We start from the raw sequence: 22886 nt of genomic DNA on the forward strand, positions 1-22886 counted from the left end.
TGTGCGTAAAAAGGGGGAATGTCGGTTGTTTAGCACTTTTTTCATTAATATCTGTGTCATGATTACGTTTATGTATGTGTCCGGGATCATCGCAAAGTTCTATAGTATCCGATTGCCTTTTCCCTCGTTACGTGTTCAGTTGATCGGCGGCTTATTATTCGGTATATATGGCACAGTACTCATGAACTATTCTTTCCCTCTGAACGAAACTACGATTGTAGATCTACGGCATCTGGCCATCGTTACCGCAGCGGTATATATGGGAGGATTGGCTTCGGTCGTTACGGGACTCATGATCTCGATCATTCGTATTCTGATGTTCGGCTTATCATCCTCTGCCATAGATGCAGGTTTTGTCATGACTCTGATCGGACTGTCCGGTGTATACTTCGCCTATGCTCCTTGGTCCAGACTGACCAAAATAATTACAATGAATCTGCTTGGCATGACATTAATCTTTATCATTCTTATGTTGAATACAGACAGCATGAATTCATTAATGAAGATATATCCGTTACAAATGACCATTTCCTTTGCCGGTGGATTATTTATCTATTTCATTGCAGAATTCATTAATAAATCTAATGAAATGTTATTTCTATTGGAAAAAAGAGCTTCTACCGATCATCTTACCAACCTGAGCAATCGACGACAGTTCGAAAAATCACTTCAACTGGAACTCCAGCGTGCGCGGGATTACCAACAGAAGCTTTCCTTGCTTGCCATTGATATTGACCGATTCAAAAAGGTAAACGACACCTATGGTCATTCCGCTGGCGATGCGGTCCTGAAGCAACTTGGACAACTGCTTGTTGAGCATGCACGTTCTGCTGATATCGTATCACGAAACGGTGGGGAAGAATTCGCCATTCTCTTGCTCGACTGTGGACACCGTCAGGCCGTGGCTACCGCCGAATCTATACGACAGGCTGTAGAGAAATACCATTTTGCTCTGCCCGACGGGCACACGACACGTCTAACCATCTCCATTGGTGTAGCCGTATATCCCGATCATTGTGATGATCATGACGATGATGATTTCTTCGAACAGGCCGATCGTGCTTTATATGAAGCCAAGAATACAGGGCGTAACCGTGTGTGTGCCTTAACTTTTCGTTCCTTGCCTCTTACACTTTAAATTCCGATCTAACCTTTCAATGTTCTCCAAAAAAGGGATGTCTCGTTCGCCTATTCAGGCGCACAGGACATCCCTTGCTTTATGGATCATTGCATATCATCTCAGCTTGTGTGCTGACAGGAGATCAAGCAAGGATGCTCTCAATCTCCTCCACAATGGCAGCATCCAGCTTCACGCCAGATGCAGCCGCGTTCTCTTTTACCTGCTCGGGACGACTCGCCCCTACAAGGGCACTGGATACATTGTTCTGGCGCAGAATCCAGGCAAGGGCCAGTTGCCCAACCTTCAGATCCAGCTTGTCCGCCACTTCAATCAGTTGACGAACTTTCCCGATACGATCCGCATTGATCTTTCCTTCGTCCCATCCTAGCTTGGCAGCACGGCTATTCTCTGGGATATCGGAAACGGACGTATATTTCCCGGTCAATAGACCTTGAGCAAGCGGGGAGTATACAACTTGTCCGATGCCTTTACGCTCACCGAGCGGGATAATTTCATTTTCGATATAACGGTCAAACATGTTGTACACCGGCTGATTGACCACGATACGATCCAGAAGCAGACGATCTGCTGTACCCAACGCAGCTTCCATCTGAGCCGCTGTCCACTGGCTGACACCTACATATAACACCTTGCCTTGGCGTACCAGATCATCGAGCGCGCGGAGTGTTTCTTCAATTGGTGTTTCGGTATGATAACGATGGCAGTAATAGATATCCACATATTCAACGCCCAGGCGCTTCAAGCTGGCTTCACATTGCTCCTTGATATGTTTGCGAGACAACCCCTGATCATTCGGACCATCACCCATTTTGCCAAATACTTTGGTTGCAAGTACATAAGAGTCACGGGAATATGCTTTGAGCGTCTGCCCCAGCAATTCTTCTGCTGCACCCCGTTCGTATACATTGGCAGTATCAAAAAAGTTGATGCCTTCATCAAATGCAGTTTCAATTGATTTCACCGCATTCTCACGTTCCACATACCCTCCGTACGTCAGCCAGCTTCCCAGGCTGATCTCGCTCACTTTCAGTCCGCTTCCACCTAATCTGCGATAATCCATTGATTGCATATCCTCCTCTGTTGGTTATAAAGATGAAGTTCACTTACTATTGTAACGTAACCAGCTCGGAATAAAAGGGCTTTGGCTCAGAAAATGGAAAATGAAAAAAAGCGCACCTATAAGGTGCGCCGAATAAAGATCTATGATCATGATCTAAGGCAAAGTAATGCTCAATGCATTCAACAGATCAGCCTGTCTGACCGGCTTGGTCAGAACAGCATCAAAGGCTTCTGCTTCATGCAATTCAATGTGCATACCATAAGGAACAAGAACAATGACGGGCAGATTCTCCAGTCGCTGTTTCAGTTCATGTACAAAATCAACCGCGCCGCCTTCCATTAATCCCATATCCACAACGGCTACATCCGGCATGAATCCTTCCTTGATCCAATCATGCGCTAATGTCACACCCGAGGTCATGTGTACATCCATCTCCCACCTACGCATCAGGGAAGAGACACCTTGCAAAATGTCAGGGTCCTTGGCAAGTAACACCTTTTTCCCTTTTAACCGCTGCTGAACACTTGCGAGTTGAGGTAACTCCCAGTATCTGCGCAACGGAAGGGAGATGTTGAATTCCGTCTCATTTTCCTTCACACTGCTCACCTGAATACGGCCATGCATGAGAATGGCAAGATTCTGGCTTACAGCTAAACCCAGATTGCTTCCAATCAGTTTTTGGATATTCAAATTTTCATCTTGGCTGTTAAAGGTTGGTGTCTTCTTGTCCGATAACATCTGACCCGTGTACTTCACCTTGAGCTGAAGTGTACCGGTCTCCTCCAATTCTTCTCCGTTCACCACTGCTGTGATCAGAACGGAACCTTCACGCGTTGAATCGAGAGCATACTGAATGACGTGTGCAAGCAACTGTCCAATCTTGACTTCATCACCAACGAACACTTGAGATACATTCAGTTCAAGATTTAATCCCAGCTCAATGTTCTTGCCCGTCGCAATCCCGGCATAGAGATACACGGTATTCTCAATGGTGCCTACCAGATCAAACGGATCATCATGTATAACCGTTTTACCTGCTTCATTAATGTTGAAATTCATCATATTATTCAGCAAGGAAAGCAGAATATTACCGCTTGTCTCAATCATGTTCACATATTCGGACTGCTCCTCAGGCATATCCGGTGTGCGCATCAGATCTGTCAGTCCCAAAATACCGTTCAAAGGATTGCGAATCTCGTGACTCATTAGCTTCAACATCTGTGTTTTGGTCATGGCCTCAGATTCGGCACGTTCTTTCTCTGCCTGGAGCTGTTCTTGCATTTGTTCCGAATCACTCAATTTCCGCTCCTGAACATGCAACGTGCTTTCCAGATCAACAACATAACCCAGGAATACAGCCATTGCCTTCAGTGTCTTCATATCGGTTTCGCTGATCACATAACCAGGATCATCCATCAGACAGATGGTACCAAATGTTTCGCCCGATCTTCTCATAATAGGCACGCCCACGAAGAAGCGATTGCCAAGTCCGCTCGTAACGCCCATGGATCGTGTCATCGGATGTTCACATGTATCCGGGATCGTAAGCACGTTACCGTTGTCTCTTAATACCAGGCTGCAATATGAATCCGTAAATGGAAGTGCACTGCCTTTAACAACTAACTCTTCCGTACGATTAAAGGCTTCCAAAATGACATTGGTCACCCCGTCATTCGTGGCAACAAAGATGGTATTTACCTTCAATATACCGCTTAATACGTCTACGATATGGGCCGCAGCTTCCTTTATATCTTCATAGAAGCCTCTTGTAATGCCTTCTGCCGTCCCCATGATTCACCCCTCTTATCTTAGCTGCACTTTCAAATCTGTATTTCAGAATGTTTAATCACGTACAGGGGTCATCAAAAATCCGAATAGCTGTCACAATCTATACTTATATGATTAACACCGTAGAAGTATAAGAGAATCATACTCCCTGCCTATTGCCCATTTGCGGACAAAAGCAGGTCTTAAACGGATGGTTTAACGACCGCGAATTCATTTCAACTCGCCTTTTCAGCTTGATTAAAGTCCGTCTTGTCCGACTTCGGATATTATACTTGCAGAATAACTAGAAATTATACGCTTCCGCTCAGACTTTGGGAACCTTTATCCGCAGCAATTAAAGGAAAGTCCATTTTGTTCAGTAAGCTGTGTGATCATTATCACACCCAAAAAACCACATATAGTTTATAAATGGATAATACGAATCTACATATAGTATTTAACGTGAATTAAATGATAACCAAAATCATTTTAGGAGGAACCTTACATGAACATGCTTGAGTATGCCACCCCACCGGCATCCGATCTATTATCCGACCTGGGAAGACGAATTATTGGCGCAGAAGACGCCGATACGCTGAGGGAAAATGCGAATCTGAACGGGGATTCCTTCAGTGGTAAGATGAGCAGGCTCGGTTCGGAGACCGCCAAGTGGCATGCTCTGCGTCATGTGTTGCCGGAAGAGCTTGCCCAAGCTGTGGAGAATGGGGATCTGTATGTACACGATCTGGATCAGTATGCACTTGGAACGACCAACTGTATCTTTATCCCGTTTGACCGTCTCCTTGCTGCGGGTTTCAACACAGGTAACGGATCGGTTCGCACACCTCAGACGATCATGTCTGCCATGGCTCTGGTTGCGATCATCTTCCAATCCCAGCAGAACAGTCAATATGGCGGTGTATCGGCCAATAAAATTGACTGGGATCTGGCCCCTTATGTACAGCGATCGTTCCGCAAACACTACCGCAAAGGGCAACGGCTCTTTGGTGAAAATGTTCTGATCGGGGATGAACAGCTTCATCTGGATAGCATCGAAGCGAAGAATCAATGCCCGCGCGCATATGCTTTCGCCTATGAAGAGACTGAATTGGAGACAGGACAAGCTGCTGAATCACTGATTCATAACCTGAATACAATGAGCAGCCGGGCAGGTGGTCAGATTCCATTTACTTCACTGAACTATGGATTATGTACTTCTGCGGAAGGACAGTTGGTATCACGCTCGTTGCTGGAAGCAACCATTCGTGGTCTGGGCAACGGGGAGACTCCCGTGTTCCCTCAACATATTTTCCAATGTAAACAGGGGATCAATCAGGCTCAAGGAGAGCCGAACTATGATCTGTTCCGGCTCGCAGTCACCTGTTCATCCCGGCGGATGTATCCTAACTTTGTCAATGTGGATGCCTCTTTCAATCTGCCTTTTTATCATCCGGAAGATCCGGATACGATCATCGCAACCATGGGATGCCGCACACGTACACTGGCTGACCGGTTTGGTCGCAATCGTCAAAGTGGTAAAGGTAATCTGTCCTTCAACACCATTAACCTCGTCAAGCTCGGCATCCGGTTTGGCATCTGCCAAGGTGCAAGAGCTGTCGCTGACCGAGCCGGATTCTATACTGCTTTGGAGTCAGTTATGCATAATGCCGCTTCCGGCCTGCTGCACCGCTACCGAATTCAGACAGCACAGCCTGCCAAGGCATCGGATTTCATGATGCGAGAGGGTGTATGGGAAGGTGGAGAACAACTTGGCCCGAACGAGCCCGTTGCCGATCTATTAAAGCATGGAACGTTATCTCTTGGTTTTATCGGTCTCGCTGAATGTATGACAGCTCTGTATGGGCGCCATCATGGGCAAGACCCTCATGTACATCGTGAAGCGCTCAACATTATTCGGACCATGAGAGAGTTCTGTGATCGGATGAGCGAGCAGCATAACTTAAATATCACACTGTTTGCCACACCTGCTGAAGGATTGTCCGGCAAATTCACGAAGATTGACAGAGAGCGATACGGTCATATTGCTGGTGTTAATGATCGTGAGTATTATACGAACTCATTCCACATCCCGGTATACCACACTCTTCCAGCTTATCGGAAGATTGAACTGGAGGCCCCGTTCCATACGTTATGTAATGCAGGTGCAATCTCCTATGTGGAGCTTGACGGGAACGTTCGAGCCAACACCACAGCTTTCCTGCGAATCGTGCAATATGCACTAGCACAGGATATCGGTTATTTCTCCATTAATCATCCGATTGATCGCTGCCCTGCATGTGGTTATGAGGGGGTCATTGGGGATGTATGTCCAGGCTGTGAAGCCCACGAGAACCATGTACACTTCCAGCGGTTACGCCGCGTAACCGGTTATCTTACTGGAGATTACAAAGTACGCTTCAATGCTGCGAAGCAGGCCGAAGTACGGGATCGGGTGAAACACCGGTGAATCTATATGGTTACATCCCGGAATCGGTGAATGAAGGGACAGGCCTGCGTGCCGTATTGTTTATCAGCGGATGTCGTCACGCCTGTCCGGGCTGCTTCAGTCCGGATTCGTGGAGCTTTCGAGCGGGTGAACCCTTTACAGAGGAGCGGCAGCAGCAGATTCTGTATGAAGTGACGAACCATCCGTTGCTGGATGGCGTTACGTTGTGTGGTGGTGATCCCTTTTTCTCGGCAGCAGAATGTACGTCTTGGGTCCAGCAGCTCCGCGCTGCACGTCCTGATATGACAGTATGGGCCTATACAGGATTCGAATATGAAGAACTGGTCACCGACCCTGTGAGAGCAGAGCTTGCCCGATTGTGTGATGTGATTATTGACGGTCGATACGTTGAAGCGGAGCGTGATGTTTCCCTTCCCTTCCGCGGCAGCCGGAATCAGCGTTTGATTGATGTGCCTGTCACGATGGCAAGTCACACCATTGTGACGCACAAACTCATATGAGACAGTATATTACCCAAACATTATCCAAACCATGGCGAAGCGAGTACAATCGCTGTAATGAACAACAATTGAAGCACCAGACGTGGGAAAACAGGCCACACAGCTTTGCCGCCTATTGTTAACTTCTCACGGGCCGCATGGACATTAGCCGGGAACATGACAATCAGCATGAGCAGCAACCCTGCTGCGGCAATCCATGCAACACCAGGAATAAGCAAACCAACTGCGCCTGCGATCTCCAAGATTCCAGTCCACGTGACGATTTTCTCCTTGTGAACTAATCCACGAGGAACCATCTGAACCAAATCAGCTCTGCGTTTGCCCCAGTGTGCGGATGCGGTCAACAAAAACATGACAACAACCGCACCTTGCAAAGCAGGATGCCAATGATTAAACATTGGAACCCCAAGCCAGCCAATCCCCCGAAGTATCATAAAAGTTGTGCATAATGCAATAAGTGGTGCCATTTCTTATCCTCCTTCATCATCTTTACTATAAAAAGATTCATATCAGTCTTGTTGCTTAAGCATGGTAGACATGAGATTAGCTATATCTGTAGAGTTCAAGTGTGACCGTCCGCTTGTATGCATTGAGGTGCGTACCCGCAGTCCCATGGAGAGCAGTACAAAAAGTTCTCCCATCTGCTCTGCATTAATCGAGCTATCTATTACACCATGTTTGATTCCCAACTCAATCCACTGCATCGAATAGTTGACCGACCTATCGTGAAATTGCTGTAGTGCTTCGGACACCTGAGGTTCGTCCTCTTTGCCCAGCAAATAAAGCAAGACCTTATTGGTCATTGACCCCTGCTCCTCCAGACCGACTAAATTCGCAGCGATAATCTGCATCGGACCTTCAAACGTCTTGATATCTGCTTCCGCAATGGTAGACAGAACGGCAGAGTGCACCGTCTCTAGATGCTCCATCAGAACCCAGATAAATATTTCGTCCTTGCTTCTTACGTAATGAAAAATCGCCCCTTTGGACAAGCCCGAGCGTTCCATAATCTCTTTTAAGGTAATCGCATGGCAAGCTTTCTCCTGTAACAGTTCCTTGGTAGCTCCCAATAACTGAGCTGTTGTATGTTTCCGTCTGTCTTCATTCTTCAAGTACGTTTCCTCCCTTGTTTACTCCTCTACTCTTTATAAAATTATACAAACCGACTATCGGTTTGTAAATAAGAAAGGTAATAACCGATCTTTAATTGGTTCCCGGACGTTTTCCCGCATAATCGTAGCATTCGTAAAGACCTTCTTTAAAGAAATAGGTTTTATCCATTCTCTCTATTTTCTTCTCTATTGCATGACGATATATAATATAGGTAGTTATTAAGTTAGCATTTAAAATTTAACCGTTTACATAAGGTAACCAGGGAGGAATCATCTTTTATATGGATATTGTTCAAGCATTAATTACATGTATGCCTTTCTTTCGAGATACGATTCGTCAGGATGTAACCCTCTCCGTTATTGATCATGAAAAATTCTTATATTTCTCAGCAGGGGAGTCGTTAAAACAACTGAATTATCAACCCGGCGACCCTCTATTGGATGGAAATCGGAATTTTGCTGATCTCAACGGTGGTACAGTCAAACGATTCGATCACTATCCTAAAGATTTATTCGGTGTTCCATTTGACGTGGCTTTTATTCCCATTAAAAATGAACAAGGTGATGTCATCGCCCTGTTTAACCTGCTCTACAGTATGGATGACCAGGATCAGCTGCAACAGCTCATGGATGCTACCGAAAATCTGACCAACCAGTTAATTGACAGTGTACAGCATGTAGCTGCACATTCCGAGGAACTCAGTGCCACAACCGAAGAGATCAGGAACAACTCCAAACAAGCCGTACAGAAATCAGGCAATGTAACTCAAGTCGCCAGCTTCATTCGCGAAATCTCCGAACAAACCAATCTGCTCGGCTTGAATGCAGCCATTGAAGCTGCTCGTGTAGGTGAAGCAGGTGCAGGTTTTGGCGTTGTTGCCAAAGAAATTCGCAAACTGTCTGTGGATACCAAAGAAGCAACGGCCCGTATTGAAGATTCTCTTCTCTCGGTTCGGCAATCCATTCAAGGCATGGAGAATGAACTTGGTGAGATCACTGCAAGCTCCCAAGAGCAGGCTGAACTCGTAAACAATTTCATGAGCACAATTGAGCAACTGAATGAAACCAACAAACAATTGAAGCAATTTGTGCAAAAAATGATTACGTTTGACGGTAAATAAAAATACGTTTAATGGACAATAAAGAAATCCGTTTCATATCAAAGCAATTTGCATAATTCGAATCCTACCGCTCAGGGGATTTATGCATAATGCTCATCAAACAACAAACAAAAGCCTCCGAATACATTCGGAGGCTTTTTCATGAGCTATTTGACTTAACGAATCTCGAAGTGGCTGATACGTACACCTGCAGACAACACAATATATACATCCTGCGCGCCTGATGCACCTGTGAGTTCCGCCTTCACGGTAGACCACTGCTGGGCTTCACCTTGCGCCAGCTCCACACGTCCTGCGAGCGTACCGTCTGGTGAGCCAAGTCGCACTTCTAACACAGCGCCTGCTTGTTCTGCGGATACACGAGCTTCAATTGCTGCTGCTCCACTGCCCAGATCGGCATCTTTGAAGACAATCCATCCTTGCTCTCCAATTACGCGGACAGCACTTCCGCCCTCTTTGCTCTCATCCAGGTCAACACCCAGATAAGCATCATAATTCTCTGCACGGGTAAACACGCCCAGATTACGAGCAGGGATCGTTTCTCCCTCTACCGTCAGATCTGCAACCAGTTGAACATCGGAGGATGACTTGGCAACCATGATGGAGTAAGTTCCGCTTTCCACGACATACCGATCACGAGTTACATCCCAGATTGCCAGTTCCTGTACAGGCAAGGTGAAGCTGACTTTCGCTGTAGCTCCCGCTTCGATATGAAGACGACGGAATCCTTTTAACGTTTTGAGTGGACGTTTTACCCGCGATTTGCCTGCACGAACGTACAACTGTACAACCTCGTCGCTGGGAATTGAACCCGTATTGGTTACATCTACAGTTACCGTAACGCTGCCCTCTGTACCCACTTGAGCTGGGCTAAGTTGCAAATTGCTGTATTTAAATGTTGCATACGTCAGACCATGTCCAAACGGATACAATACATTCCCTTCAAAATATTGATATGTGCGACCGGATTGAATGATATCATAATCCTTGATGTCGGTCAGTTGATCTGCTGATTGTACCCATGTCATGTTCAAACGGCCTGCTGGCGCATAGTCGCCATACAATACGTCAGCTACTGCGTTACCCAGTTCCTGTCCTGCGTGTGAAGTGTACAATACCGCCGGGATGTTCTCCTGAATCCAGTTGGATGTGAACGGATAACTACCCACGATAACGACTACCGTGTTCGGGTTCGCGGCATAGACTGCTTCAATCAGACGTTGCTGGGATTCGGCGAGATCCAGACTTGGACGATCAATCTCTTCTTTCCCGTTTACAAGCGGATTATTACCGACAAAGACAATCGCCGTTTCCGCAGCCTTGGCAGCTGCTACCGCTTCATCCAGTCCATTCACAACCACATCCTGCTTGAACGTCTCCGTGGCACCAAATGTTTTCAGTTCTTCGGATACCGCAAATGCATCGTTTCCACCATTAGGTGCAGTCACCGTTTTGCCATTCCAAGTCGTCAGACCTACACTTCCATCCTGTTGTGGCAACAGGTGGAATACTTCCTTCACAAACCAGCCGTACACTTCATCTGCGGAAGCCGTTACGGTCTCTTCATCTGTGGTCAGATATTTGCCGTTGCTTTCCGCCTGCAAGGTATAACTTCCGAAGCCCCAGTCGGACACCATGAACGTCTCCGCTTCTCCGGAAGCAATAACAGCTGATTTCTCACCATCTGCCAGTCCAATCTTCTTCCCATTGGCTACGGAAGTTAACGTAATCCGGTCATTACCATCCTTGAACGCCACTTGGTCGCTGCCTACTTTGCCACGGATCGCCTCAAGTGGGGATACGTTATACGGCATGGTGCCTGCATACCAGTCACGATAGACCGTTCCGCCCAATTGACCAATCACAGCCACTTTACCTGCTTTTGTTTTGTCCAGCGGGAGCGTGCCTTTGTCGTTTTTGAGCAACACTACTTGTTCTCTCGCGGCTCTGAGGGACAATTCTTTTGCTTTCTCCGTCATCATGGACTCTTCACCGATCGCAGCGTACGGGTTGCCTTCTTCCGGATCGAACTCACCCAGACGGAAACGCACACGGAATGTATTAAACAACGCTTTGTCGATGTCATCCATCGTGAGTGTACCTTGTTCCAATCCTTCACGCAGTGCCTGTTTGGACAGATCAGCATCATCGGTAATGCTGTCAATTCCGGCTTTAACAGACTCTACCGTACCTGGTGTATGGGAATCATAGTATTTATGATCGTTCTTGATGCCCATTACGTCGCCTGCGTCGCTGACAATGAAACCATCCATGCCCCATTCGCCTTTGACAATCTCGTTCACAAATGGATGCAACAACGCTGGTGTACCATTAATGGAGTTGTACGCCGTCATCATGGACTGTGCGCCGCCTTCCTTAAATGGCTTCTCAAACGCCTTCAGATAATATTCACGCATGTTACGTGGATCAATGCTGGACGAACCACTTCCGCGATCCACTTCGTTATTATTGGCGAGGAAATGCTTCAAGGTAGCGACCGCTTTGTAATACTTTGGATGGTCGCCCTGAATTCCTTTGACCAATGCTGTTGTCAGCTCGGCTGTCAGTTCCGGATCTTCACCATATGCCTCTTCATTCCGTCCCCAGCGCGGGTCACGTTCCATATCCACTGTAGGTGCCCACAGCGTAAGACCGTTCACTGCCGGATTTCGTTTATAAAATACACGCGCCTCGTCTCCGAGCACGGAGCCAATCTCTTTCATCAAATCCGCATCCCACGTGCATGCCAGCCCCACCGGTTGTGGGAAGGATGTTGCTTCTCCAAGCCAGGCCAGACCGTGTGCCGCTTCTGTTCCATGTTTGTATGCAGGCACACCCAAGCGGTCTACTGCTGGCTGATATTGCAGCATGGATTCAATTTTTTCATCTTCCGTTAAGCGGGATACAAGGTCCTTCACACGAGTGTCTAACTCTAGTGCTGTATCTTGAAACGGATATTTCGTTTGGTTGGTCGTCATATAGAATCTCCTTTGGTTATCGGTAGTTAATTAAAATGATAGCGAATACATATATCAAGAAAAAACGGGGGTTAATTCGGATAAAATCTTTCTTCCGGTGGATCAATTAACCCTTTTATAATCAACGTTTAAAGGTGTGAAGTTTTATCTCCTTTTCAAAACCTAAAACGATTTCGGTAATCTTATCATAAAGCATGTTTAACAAAAAAAACAGAGGTTCTGCGCAGGAAATTGTGAACATCCCTTCTGCAAAATCTGAACAACACCGTTTTTTCCTGGCATAGTCTGGCAATCATGAATAAGAGTACAACGATGTGCGCTGAACGACAATCGCATCAACCGAATGAAGATGATTAAGGAGGAAAACAAATGAGCGACAATCAGCAGCCCAAGACGGGTCTGCCCCCGGTCCCCGAATCGCTGTGGCGTGCTACGCATCAATTCGATGCCTATCCTAAACTGACTGAAGATATCACCGCGGATGTAGCAATTATTGGTGCCGGTATTGCAGGCATTACTACCGCTTATCTGCTGGCACAGACGGGTATGCGTGTGGTCGTGTTGGAGGCTGGAAAAGTATTGGATGGCACGACCGGTCATACCACCGCCAAGGTATCTGCACAACACGGCGTCATATTTGATGAAATTATGCATCACTTCGGACAAGAGCAGGCTCGGATGTACTATGAAGGTAATGCCGATGCCGCCAAGTGGATGCGCAATCTGGTGAAGGAAAAACAGATTGATTGCCAGTGGGCAGAGGAAGATGCCTACGTCTACATTCAATCCGAGGAAAACATCAAAAAACTGGAGATCGAGCTGACCGCTTATGGGAAACTCAATATTCCTGGTGAGTGGGTTGATCCCCTCCCTATTCCCGTTCCCGCCAGAGCAGGCATTCGCATGCCGGGTCAGGCACGCTTTGATCCACTGGCCTACCTGCACTACTTGCTCGATTCCGCTGTGAAACAAGGGGTACGTATCTATGAGCACACCACCGTAACCGATGTAGAGGAAGATGCTTCACTACATGTCAGAACTTATGGAGATGGTCCATCCGTAACAGCGGAACATATTGTCGTGGCTTCTCATTTTCCCGTCTATGATCCCGGATTTTATTTCACACGATTACACGCCGAGCGATCGTACGCCGTATTAGTCGAACCGGAAAAACCGTATGCTGGTGGCATGTATATCTCGGACGATACACCGTACCGTTCCTTGCGTACCGTCTTGCATGACGGTAAGGAACTTATCCTCTTCGGCGGCGAAAATCACAAAACCGGACAAGGCATCTGCACCTTCGGTCATTATGAACGCCTGGAGCAATTCGCAGCGGAGACATTTGGTATCCGCAACATTCCTTTTCGTTGGTCAGCCCAGGATCTGATCTCCATTGACAAGGTGCCTTACATTGGACCGATTACCGGAAGACATGAACGTGTATATGTGGCGACCGGATTTGCCAAATGGGGAATGACAACGGGTACCATGGCCGGTCATATTCTCGCAGATCGCATCACCGGACGTGACAACCCTCATGCTGCCATATTCGATCCGGCAAGATTCAAGGCCGATCCTGGTATGAAACACTTTATTGTGGAAAATGTGAATGTAGCCAAAGAATTAATCTCCGGTAAAGTAGGCATTGTGCACAAAAAGGTTAGCGATATTGGTGAAGACGAAGGAGCCGTCGTTCGTCATAATGGCAAACGTGCTGGCGCCTACAAGGATACCAGTGGCAAGCTGTTTCTGGTGGATACCACCTGCACCCATCTGGGTTGCGAAGTCGAATGGAACGAGGGGGAACGTTCGTGGGATTGCCCATGCCATGGTTCCCGCTTCGATTATGCAGGCCATGTCATTGAGGGCCCTGCTGTGGAAGACCTTAAAGTTCTGGATGCACAAGAATAACCGACATTTAGCGATTAACCTGTAAACCAAAGAAACAAAAGTTCATCTCACAGACCGGATCGGAATCCGCCTCCAGACGGAAGTAACCGATCCGGTTTTTGCGTATGCTGAATTATAGCTAAACAGACAGCTTCAGCTAAGCATCAGTATTAAACGAACTTATTATCGATCAATCGTGATACGGAACTATTTTAAAGTCACTACCTTGCATTAAACAGTACTGGATGCTATGATAAATTCACCACTACTGAACAATATACACTAGCGATAAATGAAGCTACTAAGGAGGAACCTGTGTGAATGTGAACATCCAGTTCAAAAAAGGAGTATTGGAGCTGTGCGTCCTGGTATTAATTAACCGCCAGGATCGGTATGGCTACGAACTGGCTCAGGCGGTCTCCAAACATATCGAAGTTGCTGAAGGTGCACTGTATCCCTTGCTTCGCCGGCTTGTGAATGACGGTTACTGCACCACCTATCTGCAAGAATCAAGCGAAGGACCGCCGCGCAAGTATTACCGACTATCCGATACAGGTCGCGACTACATGACGGCACTGACGACAGAATGGAATGAATTTGTGCGCAATGTCGCAAATCTGATTGAGGAAGGAATCCCCAATGAATAGACAACAATTTATGAAAGCCATGGAAATTCATCTACGGCCGATGGACCCATTCGAGCGGGCTGAGTTGCTCGCCGACTATGATCAACACTTCGAGCTTGGACTACGAGAAGGCAGGCTGGAAGAAGAGATCGCTCGGGAACTCGGACAACCGGAAGAAATCGCCAAGGAAGCGCTCGGTGATCGTTATGACATTCATACGCCGGGTTCAGATGCGTTCTATGCACCAACGTATCGCGAAATGCGGTCACCTAGAAACAGCACCAGCGCCACTCGCAAATTTTTCACAGCCATCGGCCTGTTATTCCTGAATCTGATTCTTGGTATTCCTCTTGGTCTCATGATGTGGTCGGTATGGCTTGTTATTGCTAGCCTATCCTTGCTGGTATTGGCTCCTGTGGCAGCGGTTGTGGATTTCGTATTCCTAAGCCAACTCGATAAAGCAGAGATCTTCGTTGCGATTGGCGCTTTCGGTGTCGGCATTTTGTTTGCCATCGCATCGAAGTATGTCTTTAGAGCCTTCAAAATCGTCACTCTTCAATATATTAGATGGAATAAAAACACGATGAAAGGAGATGTTTCCGCATGAGCACCAAAAAATGGCTTGCGCTTGCCGTGATATGTATCGGAATAGGTTTACTTGGGACATCCATCTATGGCGTTCAGTTCGGGGATGAACGGGAGCATTATTCTAAACGATGGGATTTCAAAGAAGATGAATTACAGAACATTATCATGAATGCTAATTTCAGTGCAGATATTGAATTTGTTGTAAGCCCGGATTCGAATGGTTATATCGAAGTGGATGGAAAATGGGACCCTGCCGTAGTCAAAAGCTTCGAACAAGCCACTTTATCTAACGGCACATTCCAACTGGCGCAGACAGAACGTGAACGATTGCAATTTTTCACCTTGTACTGGAATGATCAAGACTCCACAATAACAGTTGCCCTGCCTGAAGGACACAAGTTAAATGAGGTTAAGCTGGACTCCTCTTCAAGTGAATGGGATCTAACGGATCTGAGTGCCAATCAGCTTGAGCTGAATAACACCTCAGGTTCCATACGTCTGGCAAACATCAAGGTACCCAATATTGAGTTGGCTCTGACTTCGGGGGACATTACCGCTTCCATGATTAATGGAGACATGACCGTGAAACAGACATCCGGAAGCTTCACTGCTGATCAGGTAGTTGGTCAAGTAAACAGTAAGATTAAATCAGGAGATATTGAGATCACTGAATTAAACGGCGCAGCCGATGTTCAATTCACTTCGGGTAGCATTCATATTGAACAGTCCCATTCCGCCCCGATTAATGCGTCTGGAACATCAGGAGATATTTTCATTCAAGCTGCACCTGATTTTGACGGAATCTACGACGCTAAGGCTACTTCCGGAAGTGTAGATGTACCTGAATCGCCAATGGTGAGCCGGGAAGTGATCAAGGCCCGTACTTCTTCTGGCAGCATCGAGATTACCAAATAGTGATGAAGCCAATTTCCGAACTGTGGGTAATAATAGTATAATTGAATGCTAGTCCATTTCTAAGGAGGAATTACCCACATGGAACTTAAAAATAAAACAGCTATCATCACAGGTGCCGGTAAAGGTATCGGCCGTGCGATCGCTGAAGCACTTGCCAAAGAAGGTGTACACCTCGGGCTTATCGCACGTACCGCTTCCGATCTTCAGGCTCTGCAACAGTCTCTGAGTCAAGAATACGGTGTGAAAGTAACCAGTGCTGTAGCAGACATCTCGGATCGCACACAGGCGGAAGCCGCTGTAGCCGCCATTGAGATGGAACTCGGCGCAGTGGATATCCTGATCAACAATGCAGGTATCGCAAGCTTCGGAACATTGCTGGATATGGACCCAGAAGAGTGGGAACGCATCCTGCATGTCAACGTTATGGGTACATATTACGTGACACGTGCTGTCCTTCCAAGCATGATCAAGGAAAGTAGCGGCAGCATTATCAATATTGCTTCCACTGCAGGTGAGCGCGGATTTGCTACAGGTTCGGCATACTGTGCATCCAAGTTTGCGCTACTCGGTATGACCGAATCTCTAATGCAGGAAGTGCGCAAATCCAACATTCGTGTGACCGCACTGACACCAAGCACCGTTAATACGGAGCTTGCGACTAATGCCGGACTGAAAATTGGCGACGAAGATCGCATGATGCAAGCGGAAGATGTAGCAGAACTTGCACTCGCAACGCTCAAGCTGTCCGACCGTGTCTTTGTCAAAGCAGCAGGCATCTGGACGACTAATCCGCAATAGGCAGATTCTCCCTCTGTCTTTTCTAACGAATCTCTGCGACGTTATTTCGCTAAAAGTCTGTGAACTGTAGCCAAAATACACACACAGCAGTGAAATAAAGCGTATGAGGTTCGTTACATCTCTGCACCTGCTTAAAATCACCTAATAGAGCTCGCTCAGTTCGTTAGAAATATAAAAGGACGTTTCCCATTGTACATGTATGCAGGTTCGCATGTTCATGACTTGGGAGCCGTCCTTTTTTTATTCTACAAATGATCCAGACCCAATTCTTTGGACACCGCAATGAGCACCACCGCAGGCTCCTCACCGATATTGGTCACTTCATGGGGCACGATCGCATTCCAGGTAAACGAATCACCCACTTCCAGAATTTCCACATCTTCACCTTGTTGCGCACGAATCATGCCCTGCAATAAAAGATGACTCTCTTCTCCCGCATGTTTGCTTACCCCGGTCGATGCACCTGGCGGCAACTCCACAATGGACATACGCATCGCACCTTTGGCTGTAAGATGCTGCACTTTGATCTGTCCGCTTCCGGCCGTTGTTTCCTTGCGCTCGTTCTTACGTACCACATTCATCCGTTGCTCCGGTGTCAGCAGCAAATAGGGAAGTGGCACTTCCAGATAATCCGCAATACTTTCCAGCGTAGCAATGGAAGGTGACGTTTTGTTATTTTCCACGTTGCTGATAAAACCTTTGGACAACCCCGTTCCCTCGCACATCTGCATGATCGTAATCTGTTTCTGTTTGCGGATCGTACGAATAGCCAAGCCAATATCCATATCGCGTCCCTCCCTTCTATTGATTTTCAAACACTAGACGTCCGCTTCGCTTCTTCAGGTTATCTATTCGGCGCTTGTCTCAACAAATATAATTCGATTACCAAACGGATCTGTCACGGTCATTTCTCTTGATTGCCAAGGGGTCTCCTCTATACCGGGTCTCGCATTTTTGTACTCTTTCTGACGAAGTGCACCATGGAATGTATCCAAGTTATCTGTTTCCACGCGCAAGGCAGCTCCAGGTGTACAATCTCCATGATGTTCGGACAGATGAATCACGATGGAATCGAGTGAAATCTGCATATATAAGGGCATATCTTGCTCAAATCGATGTTCCCAATCCAATTGGAAACCGAGGTATTCAAGGTAGAACTCTCTAGCTTTATTTTCATCAAATATTCTCAAAATAGGCACGATACTCTTTAACATCCTGATCACGTCCTCGGGAATAAGATATGAACCCTGCGCAGCGGCATTTATTGTAGATACATTCAAGATTTTTTATAAACAACATATATTCATCATACAAAAAAAGTATTGACCCTACAATCAAACCATGATAAATTTTGTTCATAAATAAGAATATTTATTTCATATTGGTGAACTTTATTGTCAGAACGATATATTTAATTCATTCCTCTTCAGGTGGTGTTTTCAATGAATTCTCCTTATATACATGAAGTCCGATTACCGTCTCATTACAATCCAGATCAACGTTATCCTGTCATTTTCGCCTTACATGGCATGGGATCAGATGAGCAAGATATGCTTCGTTTAATGGAGCCTATGCAGTCTGATTTTATTATTGTTGCCATCCGTGGGCCTATCGTTCAGGGTAGTGGTTATGCTTATTTTCAGATCAAAAGCATTGGCAACCCCATCCGTGAATTGTATGATGCCTCCGTTCAGGGGCTGCAACAGTTGATTGTTGATCTGTCCGCCAAATATGCTATTGATCCCAAGCGGCGTTATATCGCCGGATTCAGCCAGGGCGCCATTATGGCCATGACCCTATCGCTGATTATGGGAGATGCAATTAAAGGCATTGTAGCGATGAGTGGGTACATCCCGCAATTTGTGAAAGACGAGTACAAGCTGCAACCCGATTCGGAGCTGTCTGTGTTCATCTCGCATGGGGATCAGGATCATCTATTCCCGCTGCAACTGGGCGAAGATAACGCCAATTTCTTCCGTCAACATACCGATCACGTCACATATTTACCTTACAACGGTGGGCATCAGGTGACCCCCGATCTATACCAACAATTCCAACACTGGCTTCGGACGGATGCAAATCTGACTACCGATGAATCGAAAGGACTGAATTCATAATGATGCCATCTCTGTTTATTGCTCACGGTGCCCCATCACTGGCACTGGAGGAGAATGTGTACACTGAATTTTTGCAGAAACTTGGACAGGAACTGCCGAAACCCAAAGCAATCGTATTGTTCTCTGCTCACTGGGAATCCACAACTCAGCTTGTATCCTCGGTAGCCAACTATGAGACCATTTATGATTTCGGAGGTTTCCAGCCCGAGCTGTATCAGATCAAGTACCCGGCTCAAGGACAGGCAGAAACCACTGCGGAAGTGGAGCGCCTATTCGCAGAAGCAGGGATTCCAGTACAGACCGATGACGTCCGTGGCCTGGATCACGGCGCTTGGGTTGTTCTGCGCCTGCTCTACCCGGATGCGGATATTCCCGTAGTTGCCTTGTCCGTGAATCGATATCTGACAGGTGAGCAGCAATATCAGGTCGGACAGGCGCTCGCTTCCTTGCGTGAGCAAGACATACTCGTCATTGGCAGCGGCGGGACCGTTCACAATCTGCGTCGATTGAACTGGGAAAGTAACGGCGTTGACCCGTGGGCATCAGAGTTCGACAACTGGCTGCATGACAAGCTGGTGAGTTGGGATACGGAGTCTCTCTTCTCCTATGATAAACTGGCACCTTCAGCTCAAGCCGCCGTGCCTACACCGGAGCATTTTGTACCGCTGTTGCTCGCCATGGGTGCGGGAGATCAGAACAAACAGGCATCGCTCCTGTTCAAAGCCTATCAGTATGGTAACCTGAGCTTGTCCTGCTGGAAGTTTGAATAAAGAGGATTATGTAAAACGAACTAAAGTATTTACACTCGTTACTCCGATGACAGAACAACCTTCCGATCGCTGTTATCCCCAGATTTTTTTATTTACTTTATATAAAGGTGAAAATCTGGGGATAAGCGTATGCTTCCGATGTAGCTTTCTTGCAGAAAGCTTTTAGGCGAACACTTCGCTTCTTCAGGTTATTTCTGCCCTCTACGTTTTCGTGTAAAAGATTAGTTTCTTTTATAAAGTAGATAAATAACTAGCGTGAGTTACAGGGAATGCCCCTGTTACTCACGCTTTATTTGTTGTTACCGCCCTTGAATAATGAGACCATTGTAGTATGTAAAGCAAGGACTCCGGTTTCTTGTGTGCTTTTCCGGATTATAACTATAATATGAGGTGAAATCAGGCACAGTTTGCTCACATACAATCACCATATTATCTGAATAGCTCATACGGAGGGAATTGGATGCCAGAACAGCGTATATATGAATTGATGGATGAACTGGATATGTTGCTGGAGGAGAAGGTACAGGATGAGGAAAACCGGGAACTCTTGGAGGCTTATCGCGAGTTTGAAGGCGTGACGGATGAGCAGCTTGACGCATTCGAGCAGGAATACGGTATTCGATTACCTGCTGATTTTCGTGCGTTTTATAAACGTAAAAATGGGAGCGGTTATGCCTTTCACGTCTTGTATCCAAGCCTCGAGGAAGGACGAGAGTCTGAGCCATTTTACCTGTTATCCCTGGAAAAGATTCAAAAGGAGCAGTCCACGCTGGTGGAGAACCGCATGGATGATTATTTTACCGAAGAAGAGATCCGTGAGCTTGATCCCCGAATCAAACCCTACCTTTTTCAAAAGAAATGGATCACGTTTGGCATGCTTGGAGGTGGCTCACTGTATCTGATGTTCGATTTTGATCCGACAGAGCAAGGAACGGTTGGGCAAATTATTATGTATGTACATGATCCGGATTTTGTATATTATGTCGCTGGGACGTTTACGGAACTGTTGGAACAGTCCAACCGGAATTTACGTGCTATTGAGGCCATCGAGTACTGAGATAGTATAACGTATCCAAACTGGCATCAGCCTACTCCCTATGGATCACATGATCAGCATGATGATATGACCTTTTTTGCATAATGCTGGGATATGTCAAAGCGGTTATAATAACATTTAGTGGAAATGCACATGCTGTATAGATAAACTGCCTTTTCTACACCTAATACATTGATCTGGGAGGAACATACGAAGTGGCTGAACAACCGAAGTCTGAGAGCTTTATGTCTCTCGTCAAAAAAGGAAACACATCCTCCGCCGTAGCGATGGCAGGTAATGCTGTTCTTGCTGTGTGCAAAGGGGGAGCCTTCCTATTCAGTGGCAGTGGCGCCATGTTCGCTTCGGCGATGCATTCACTCGCTGATGCCATTAACCAAGGGTTTGTCTTTGTCGGAAGTGTGTTGTCCGAGAAAAACCTACACGCCGCTTCCCGACCGGATTCGGACGGGTCATTAACATTTTCTGCATGATCGCCGTTATTGTGGTGACAATTATGGCCTATGAGACGATCCATGAAGGCATCCATCTGTTGCAGCATCCTGTTGGTCATACAGGCGGTCTCTGGATTAACATCGGAGTGCTTGTTCTAAACATTGTCATTGACGGGGCCATTCTGATCAAAGCCATGAAGGAAATTCTCAAAGAAGCACGCGCACCCAAAGCCGCCGGATTTGCCTTGGTCCCTGCTGCCATCAAAAATGTAGGCCGTGCTGCGCCACCAACCCGTCTCGTATTCTACGAAGATGTTGTAGCAGTACTCGGTGCGACACTCGCCTTGATCTCCGTTGTAGTCATTGCATTGACCAATTTTGCATTGCTTGATGGCATTGTGACAACAATTATTGGATGTCTGATGATCGCTGTAGCCTTCCGGGTTGGTTACGATAATATGATCGGATTGATCGGTGTTGCGGCTCCGCAGGATATTGAGGACAAAGTGTCCCAGACCATTCTCGCAGACACACACGTTGCCGATATTCAGATGATGCGTATCATTCAGGAAGGCCGTTATTATCATGTCGAAGGTCTGATTGAACTGACCAAAGGACTCAGCCTGGCTGATGCGGATGACATCAAGTTCCGTATTCAGGAGAAACTGATGACAAACCCCGACATCGCCGACGCTGCCATCTCCATTATTGAGGATGACGGTGTGAACAGCTGGGGCAAGAAACATTCGGATGTGGTGAAATAACAAGCTTCGCTTTTGATAAAAAAAATAACAGAACCCACTCTTCAACAGAGTGGGTTTTTAGAATGTTCAACTACACCCTCATCTAGGGAGTATAGTTTCTCAAATTTACGTACCTAGACTTTGGTCTAGGTTCATTTTAACTCCAAAGACGGAGGATAGACTTTTCCAGTTCATGGTATGCTGTGAATAACAAAGTAATTGCTCTACATACAACCGTTCGGAAAATTGATCTTGTATTAAGAAGGAGAGATATTATGGCTAAACGTACGATCCTTGCGCCTGTTCTCATTTTGCTGGGCGTGTACCTGATTCTGAACCAGGGAGGTTCACTTGGTCCGGGTACGATCTTTGCGACTTTCTGGCCCACGTTATTCGTGATTCCACTGGGACTGTTCTTCCACTGGCTGTACTTCTCCATGATTGGCAGAGGGGTTGGACTGCTGGTTCCCGGTGGATTGTTGCTCACTGTGGGTATTGTCTGCCAGATCGCTATGTTGTTTAACAACTGGGGTACGATGTGGCCGGGCTTCATTCTGGCTGTTGCTGTGGGTTTGTTCGAATTGTATTGGTTCGGTGGTCGGAACAAATGGTTGCTGATCCCCATTAACATTCTGACGGTGATATCGTTGCTATTCTTCGCTGTGATGTCAATTGGTACGATGCTGAGCAGCTTGAGCTTTATCCAACCGTTCGTGGCGATTGTGTTGATTATGGGTGGGGCATGGATCATGGTAGGTCGCAAAAAGCGCATGTAACCCTTTATTCGTTTCCACTTGATCAC

At 46.6% G+C, this 22886-nt stretch carries 20 protein-coding genes and 1 pseudogene; 14 read left to right on the forward strand and 7 right to left on the reverse strand.

Features of this window, described 5'->3' with window-relative positions; genetic code table 11:
* Window positions 1–25 precede the first annotated feature (25 nt).
* Complete coding sequence (locus tag MHI12_RS28225; RefSeq protein WP_405170914.1) at window positions 26–1138, forward strand: GGDEF domain-containing protein; 1113 nt, start codon at window positions 26–28, stop codon at window positions 1136–1138.
* Window positions 1139–1262: 124 nt separating this feature from the next.
* Here MHI12_RS28225 and MHI12_RS28230 read toward each other — a convergent pair whose 3' ends face one another.
* The gene (locus tag MHI12_RS28230; protein ID WP_047840782.1) at window positions 1263–2201 is read right to left on the reverse strand and encodes an aldo/keto reductase family protein; all 939 of its coding nucleotides are present in this window, start codon (window positions 2199–2201) and stop codon (window positions 1263–1265) included.
* A 153-nt stretch (window positions 2202–2354) separates the two neighbouring features.
* On the reverse strand, window positions 2355–3992 hold the full coding sequence (locus MHI12_RS28235; RefSeq protein WP_405170915.1) for a histidine kinase dimerization/phospho-acceptor domain-containing protein: 1638 nt from the start codon (window positions 3990–3992) through the stop codon (window positions 2355–2357).
* A 481-nt stretch (window positions 3993–4473) separates the two neighbouring features.
* Here MHI12_RS28235 and MHI12_RS28240 point away from each other — a divergent pair, with 481 nt between their 5' ends.
* Together MHI12_RS28240 and nrdG are read left to right on the forward strand one after the other, a co-directional pair.
* Window positions 4474–6435 carry an anaerobic ribonucleoside triphosphate reductase gene (locus MHI12_RS28240; RefSeq protein WP_405170916.1) on the forward strand — a complete coding sequence of 654 codons (1962 nt, stop codon included), beginning with the start codon at window positions 4474–4476 and terminating at the stop codon, window positions 6433–6435.
* The gene (gene nrdG, locus MHI12_RS28245; RefSeq protein WP_405170917.1) at window positions 6432–6935 is read left to right on the forward strand and encodes an anaerobic ribonucleoside-triphosphate reductase activating protein; all 504 of its coding nucleotides are present in this window, start codon (window positions 6432–6434) and stop codon (window positions 6933–6935) included. The genes MHI12_RS28240 and nrdG overlap by 4 nt, the downstream gene beginning before the upstream one ends.
* Before the next feature lie 20 nt (window positions 6936–6955).
* Here the strand turns inward: nrdG and MHI12_RS28250 are convergent, their stop codons facing one another.
* Window positions 6956–7402, reverse strand: coding sequence for a DoxX family protein (locus MHI12_RS28250; RefSeq protein ID WP_341009337.1), 447 nt, complete (start codon window positions 7400–7402; stop codon window positions 6956–6958).
* 42 nt (window positions 7403–7444) lie between these two features.
* The gene (locus tag MHI12_RS28255) at window positions 7445–8047 is read right to left on the reverse strand and encodes a TetR/AcrR family transcriptional regulator (RefSeq protein ID WP_405170918.1); all 603 of its coding nucleotides are present in this window, start codon (window positions 8045–8047) and stop codon (window positions 7445–7447) included.
* Between the two features lie 281 nt (window positions 8048–8328).
* On the opposite strand from MHI12_RS28255, the gene MHI12_RS28260 reads away from it, so the two are divergent.
* On the forward strand, window positions 8329–9168 hold the full coding sequence (locus MHI12_RS28260; RefSeq protein ID WP_405170919.1) for a methyl-accepting chemotaxis protein: 840 nt from the start codon (window positions 8329–8331) through the stop codon (window positions 9166–9168).
* Window positions 9169–9323: 155 nt separating this feature from the next.
* On the opposite strand, the gene MHI12_RS28265 is transcribed toward MHI12_RS28260, so the two are convergent.
* Window positions 9324–12146 carry a glycoside hydrolase family 3 C-terminal domain-containing protein gene (locus tag MHI12_RS28265; protein WP_405170920.1) on the reverse strand — a complete coding sequence of 941 codons (2823 nt, stop codon included), beginning with the start codon at window positions 12144–12146 and terminating at the stop codon, window positions 9324–9326.
* Window positions 12147–12515: 369 nt separating this feature from the next.
* Between MHI12_RS28265 and MHI12_RS28270 the strand changes: the two genes are divergently transcribed.
* The 5 genes from MHI12_RS28270 (at window position 12516) to MHI12_RS28290 (ending at window position 16966) form a co-directional block, all read left to right on the forward strand.
* The gene (locus MHI12_RS28270) at window positions 12516–14060 is read left to right on the forward strand and encodes an FAD-dependent oxidoreductase (RefSeq protein WP_405170921.1); all 1545 of its coding nucleotides are present in this window, start codon (window positions 12516–12518) and stop codon (window positions 14058–14060) included.
* Between the two features lie 296 nt (window positions 14061–14356).
* The gene (locus tag MHI12_RS28275; protein WP_036667851.1) at window positions 14357–14686 is read left to right on the forward strand and encodes a PadR family transcriptional regulator; all 330 of its coding nucleotides are present in this window, start codon (window positions 14357–14359) and stop codon (window positions 14684–14686) included.
* Window positions 14679–15272, forward strand: a complete 594-nt coding sequence (locus MHI12_RS28280) for an HAAS signaling domain-containing protein (protein WP_405170922.1) — start codon at window positions 14679–14681, stop codon at window positions 15270–15272. Before MHI12_RS28275 ends, MHI12_RS28280 begins: the two co-directional genes overlap by 8 nt.
* Window positions 15269–16168, forward strand: a complete 900-nt coding sequence (locus MHI12_RS28285; RefSeq protein ID WP_405170923.1) for a DUF4097 family beta strand repeat-containing protein — start codon at window positions 15269–15271, stop codon at window positions 16166–16168. Before MHI12_RS28280 ends, MHI12_RS28285 begins: the two co-directional genes overlap by 4 nt.
* A 78-nt stretch (window positions 16169–16246) precedes the next feature.
* On the forward strand, window positions 16247–16966 hold the full coding sequence (locus MHI12_RS28290) for a 3-ketoacyl-ACP reductase (RefSeq protein WP_062836838.1): 720 nt from the start codon (window positions 16247–16249) through the stop codon (window positions 16964–16966).
* Between the two features lie 245 nt (window positions 16967–17211).
* Here the strand turns inward: MHI12_RS28290 and MHI12_RS28295 are convergent, their stop codons facing one another.
* Both MHI12_RS28295 and MHI12_RS28300 read right to left on the reverse strand, forming a co-directional pair.
* Window positions 17212–17751 (reverse strand): helix-turn-helix domain-containing protein, encoded by a 540-nt coding sequence (locus MHI12_RS28295; protein WP_405170924.1) that lies wholly within the window; start codon window positions 17749–17751, stop codon window positions 17212–17214.
* Between the two features lie 63 nt (window positions 17752–17814).
* Entirely contained in the window at window positions 17815–18180 is a 366-nt protein-coding gene (locus MHI12_RS28300) for a glyoxalase superfamily protein (protein WP_076209698.1), read from the reverse strand.
* A 228-nt stretch (window positions 18181–18408) separates the two neighbouring features.
* Between MHI12_RS28300 and MHI12_RS28305 the strand changes: the two genes are divergently transcribed.
* The 5 genes and pseudogenes from MHI12_RS28305 (at window position 18409) to MHI12_RS28325 (ending at window position 22860) form a co-directional block, all read left to right on the forward strand.
* On the forward strand, window positions 18409–19083 hold the full coding sequence (locus MHI12_RS28305) for an alpha/beta hydrolase (RefSeq protein WP_405170925.1): 675 nt from the start codon (window positions 18409–18411) through the stop codon (window positions 19081–19083).
* Entirely contained in the window at window positions 19083–19853 is a 771-nt protein-coding gene (locus tag MHI12_RS28310) for a class III extradiol ring-cleavage dioxygenase (protein WP_341009352.1), read from the forward strand. Before MHI12_RS28305 ends, MHI12_RS28310 begins: the two co-directional genes overlap by 1 nt.
* A 460-nt stretch (window positions 19854–20313) precedes the next feature.
* The gene (locus tag MHI12_RS28315; RefSeq protein ID WP_405170926.1) at window positions 20314–20910 is read left to right on the forward strand and encodes an SMI1/KNR4 family protein; all 597 of its coding nucleotides are present in this window, start codon (window positions 20314–20316) and stop codon (window positions 20908–20910) included.
* Window positions 20911–21134: 224 nt separating this feature from the next.
* Window positions 21135–22105 (forward strand): annotated as a pseudogene (locus MHI12_RS28320) (cation diffusion facilitator family transporter).
* 254 nt (window positions 22106–22359) lie between these two features.
* Window positions 22360–22860, forward strand: coding sequence for a hypothetical protein (locus tag MHI12_RS28325; protein WP_017691802.1), 501 nt, complete (start codon window positions 22360–22362; stop codon window positions 22858–22860).
* Window positions 22861–22886 lie beyond the last annotated feature (26 nt).

This window comes from Paenibacillus sp. FSL H8-0280, assembly GCF_045040665.1.
Classification (GTDB): domain Bacteria; phylum Bacillota; class Bacilli; order Paenibacillales; family Paenibacillaceae; genus Paenibacillus; species Paenibacillus xylanexedens_A.

Bases quoted from the DNA above. Each gene is read 5' to 3' on its own strand.
- MHI12_RS28230 (WP_047840782.1), bottom strand. From the start codon at position 2,201: ATGGATTATCGCAGATTAGGTGGAAGCGGACTGAAAGTGAGCGAGATC.
- MHI12_RS28235 (WP_405170915.1), bottom strand. From the start codon at position 3,992: ATGGGGACGGCAGAAGGCATTACAAGAGGCTTCTATGAAGATATAAAG.
- MHI12_RS28240 (WP_405170916.1), top strand. From the start codon at position 4,474: ATGAACATGCTTGAGTATGCCACCCCACCGGCATCCGATCTATTATCC.
- MHI12_RS28250 (WP_341009337.1), bottom strand. From the start codon at position 7,402: ATGGCACCACTTATTGCATTATGCACAACTTTTATGATACTTCGGGGG.
- MHI12_RS28260 (WP_405170919.1), top strand. From the start codon at position 8,329: ATGGATATTGTTCAAGCATTAATTACATGTATGCCTTTCTTTCGAGAT.
- MHI12_RS28265 (WP_405170920.1), bottom strand. From the start codon at position 12,146: ATGACGACCAACCAAACGAAATATCCGTTTCAAGATACAGCACTAGAG.
- MHI12_RS28270 (WP_405170921.1), top strand. From the start codon at position 12,516: ATGAGCGACAATCAGCAGCCCAAGACGGGTCTGCCCCCGGTCCCCGAA.
- MHI12_RS28280 (WP_405170922.1), top strand. From the start codon at position 14,679: ATGAATAGACAACAATTTATGAAAGCCATGGAAATTCATCTACGGCCG.
- MHI12_RS28285 (WP_405170923.1), top strand. From the start codon at position 15,269: ATGAGCACCAAAAAATGGCTTGCGCTTGCCGTGATATGTATCGGAATA.
- MHI12_RS28290 (WP_062836838.1), top strand. From the start codon at position 16,247: ATGGAACTTAAAAATAAAACAGCTATCATCACAGGTGCCGGTAAAGGT.
- MHI12_RS28295 (WP_405170924.1), bottom strand. From the start codon at position 17,751: ATGGATATTGGCTTGGCTATTCGTACGATCCGCAAACAGAAACAGATT.
- MHI12_RS28300 (WP_076209698.1), bottom strand. From the start codon at position 18,180: ATGTTAAAGAGTATCGTGCCTATTTTGAGAATATTTGATGAAAATAAA.
- MHI12_RS28305 (WP_405170925.1), top strand. From the start codon at position 18,409: ATGAATTCTCCTTATATACATGAAGTCCGATTACCGTCTCATTACAAT.
- MHI12_RS28310 (WP_341009352.1), top strand. From the start codon at position 19,083: ATGATGCCATCTCTGTTTATTGCTCACGGTGCCCCATCACTGGCACTG.
- MHI12_RS28315 (WP_405170926.1), top strand. From the start codon at position 20,314: ATGCCAGAACAGCGTATATATGAATTGATGGATGAACTGGATATGTTG.
- MHI12_RS28325 (WP_017691802.1), top strand. From the start codon at position 22,360: ATGGCTAAACGTACGATCCTTGCGCCTGTTCTCATTTTGCTGGGCGTG.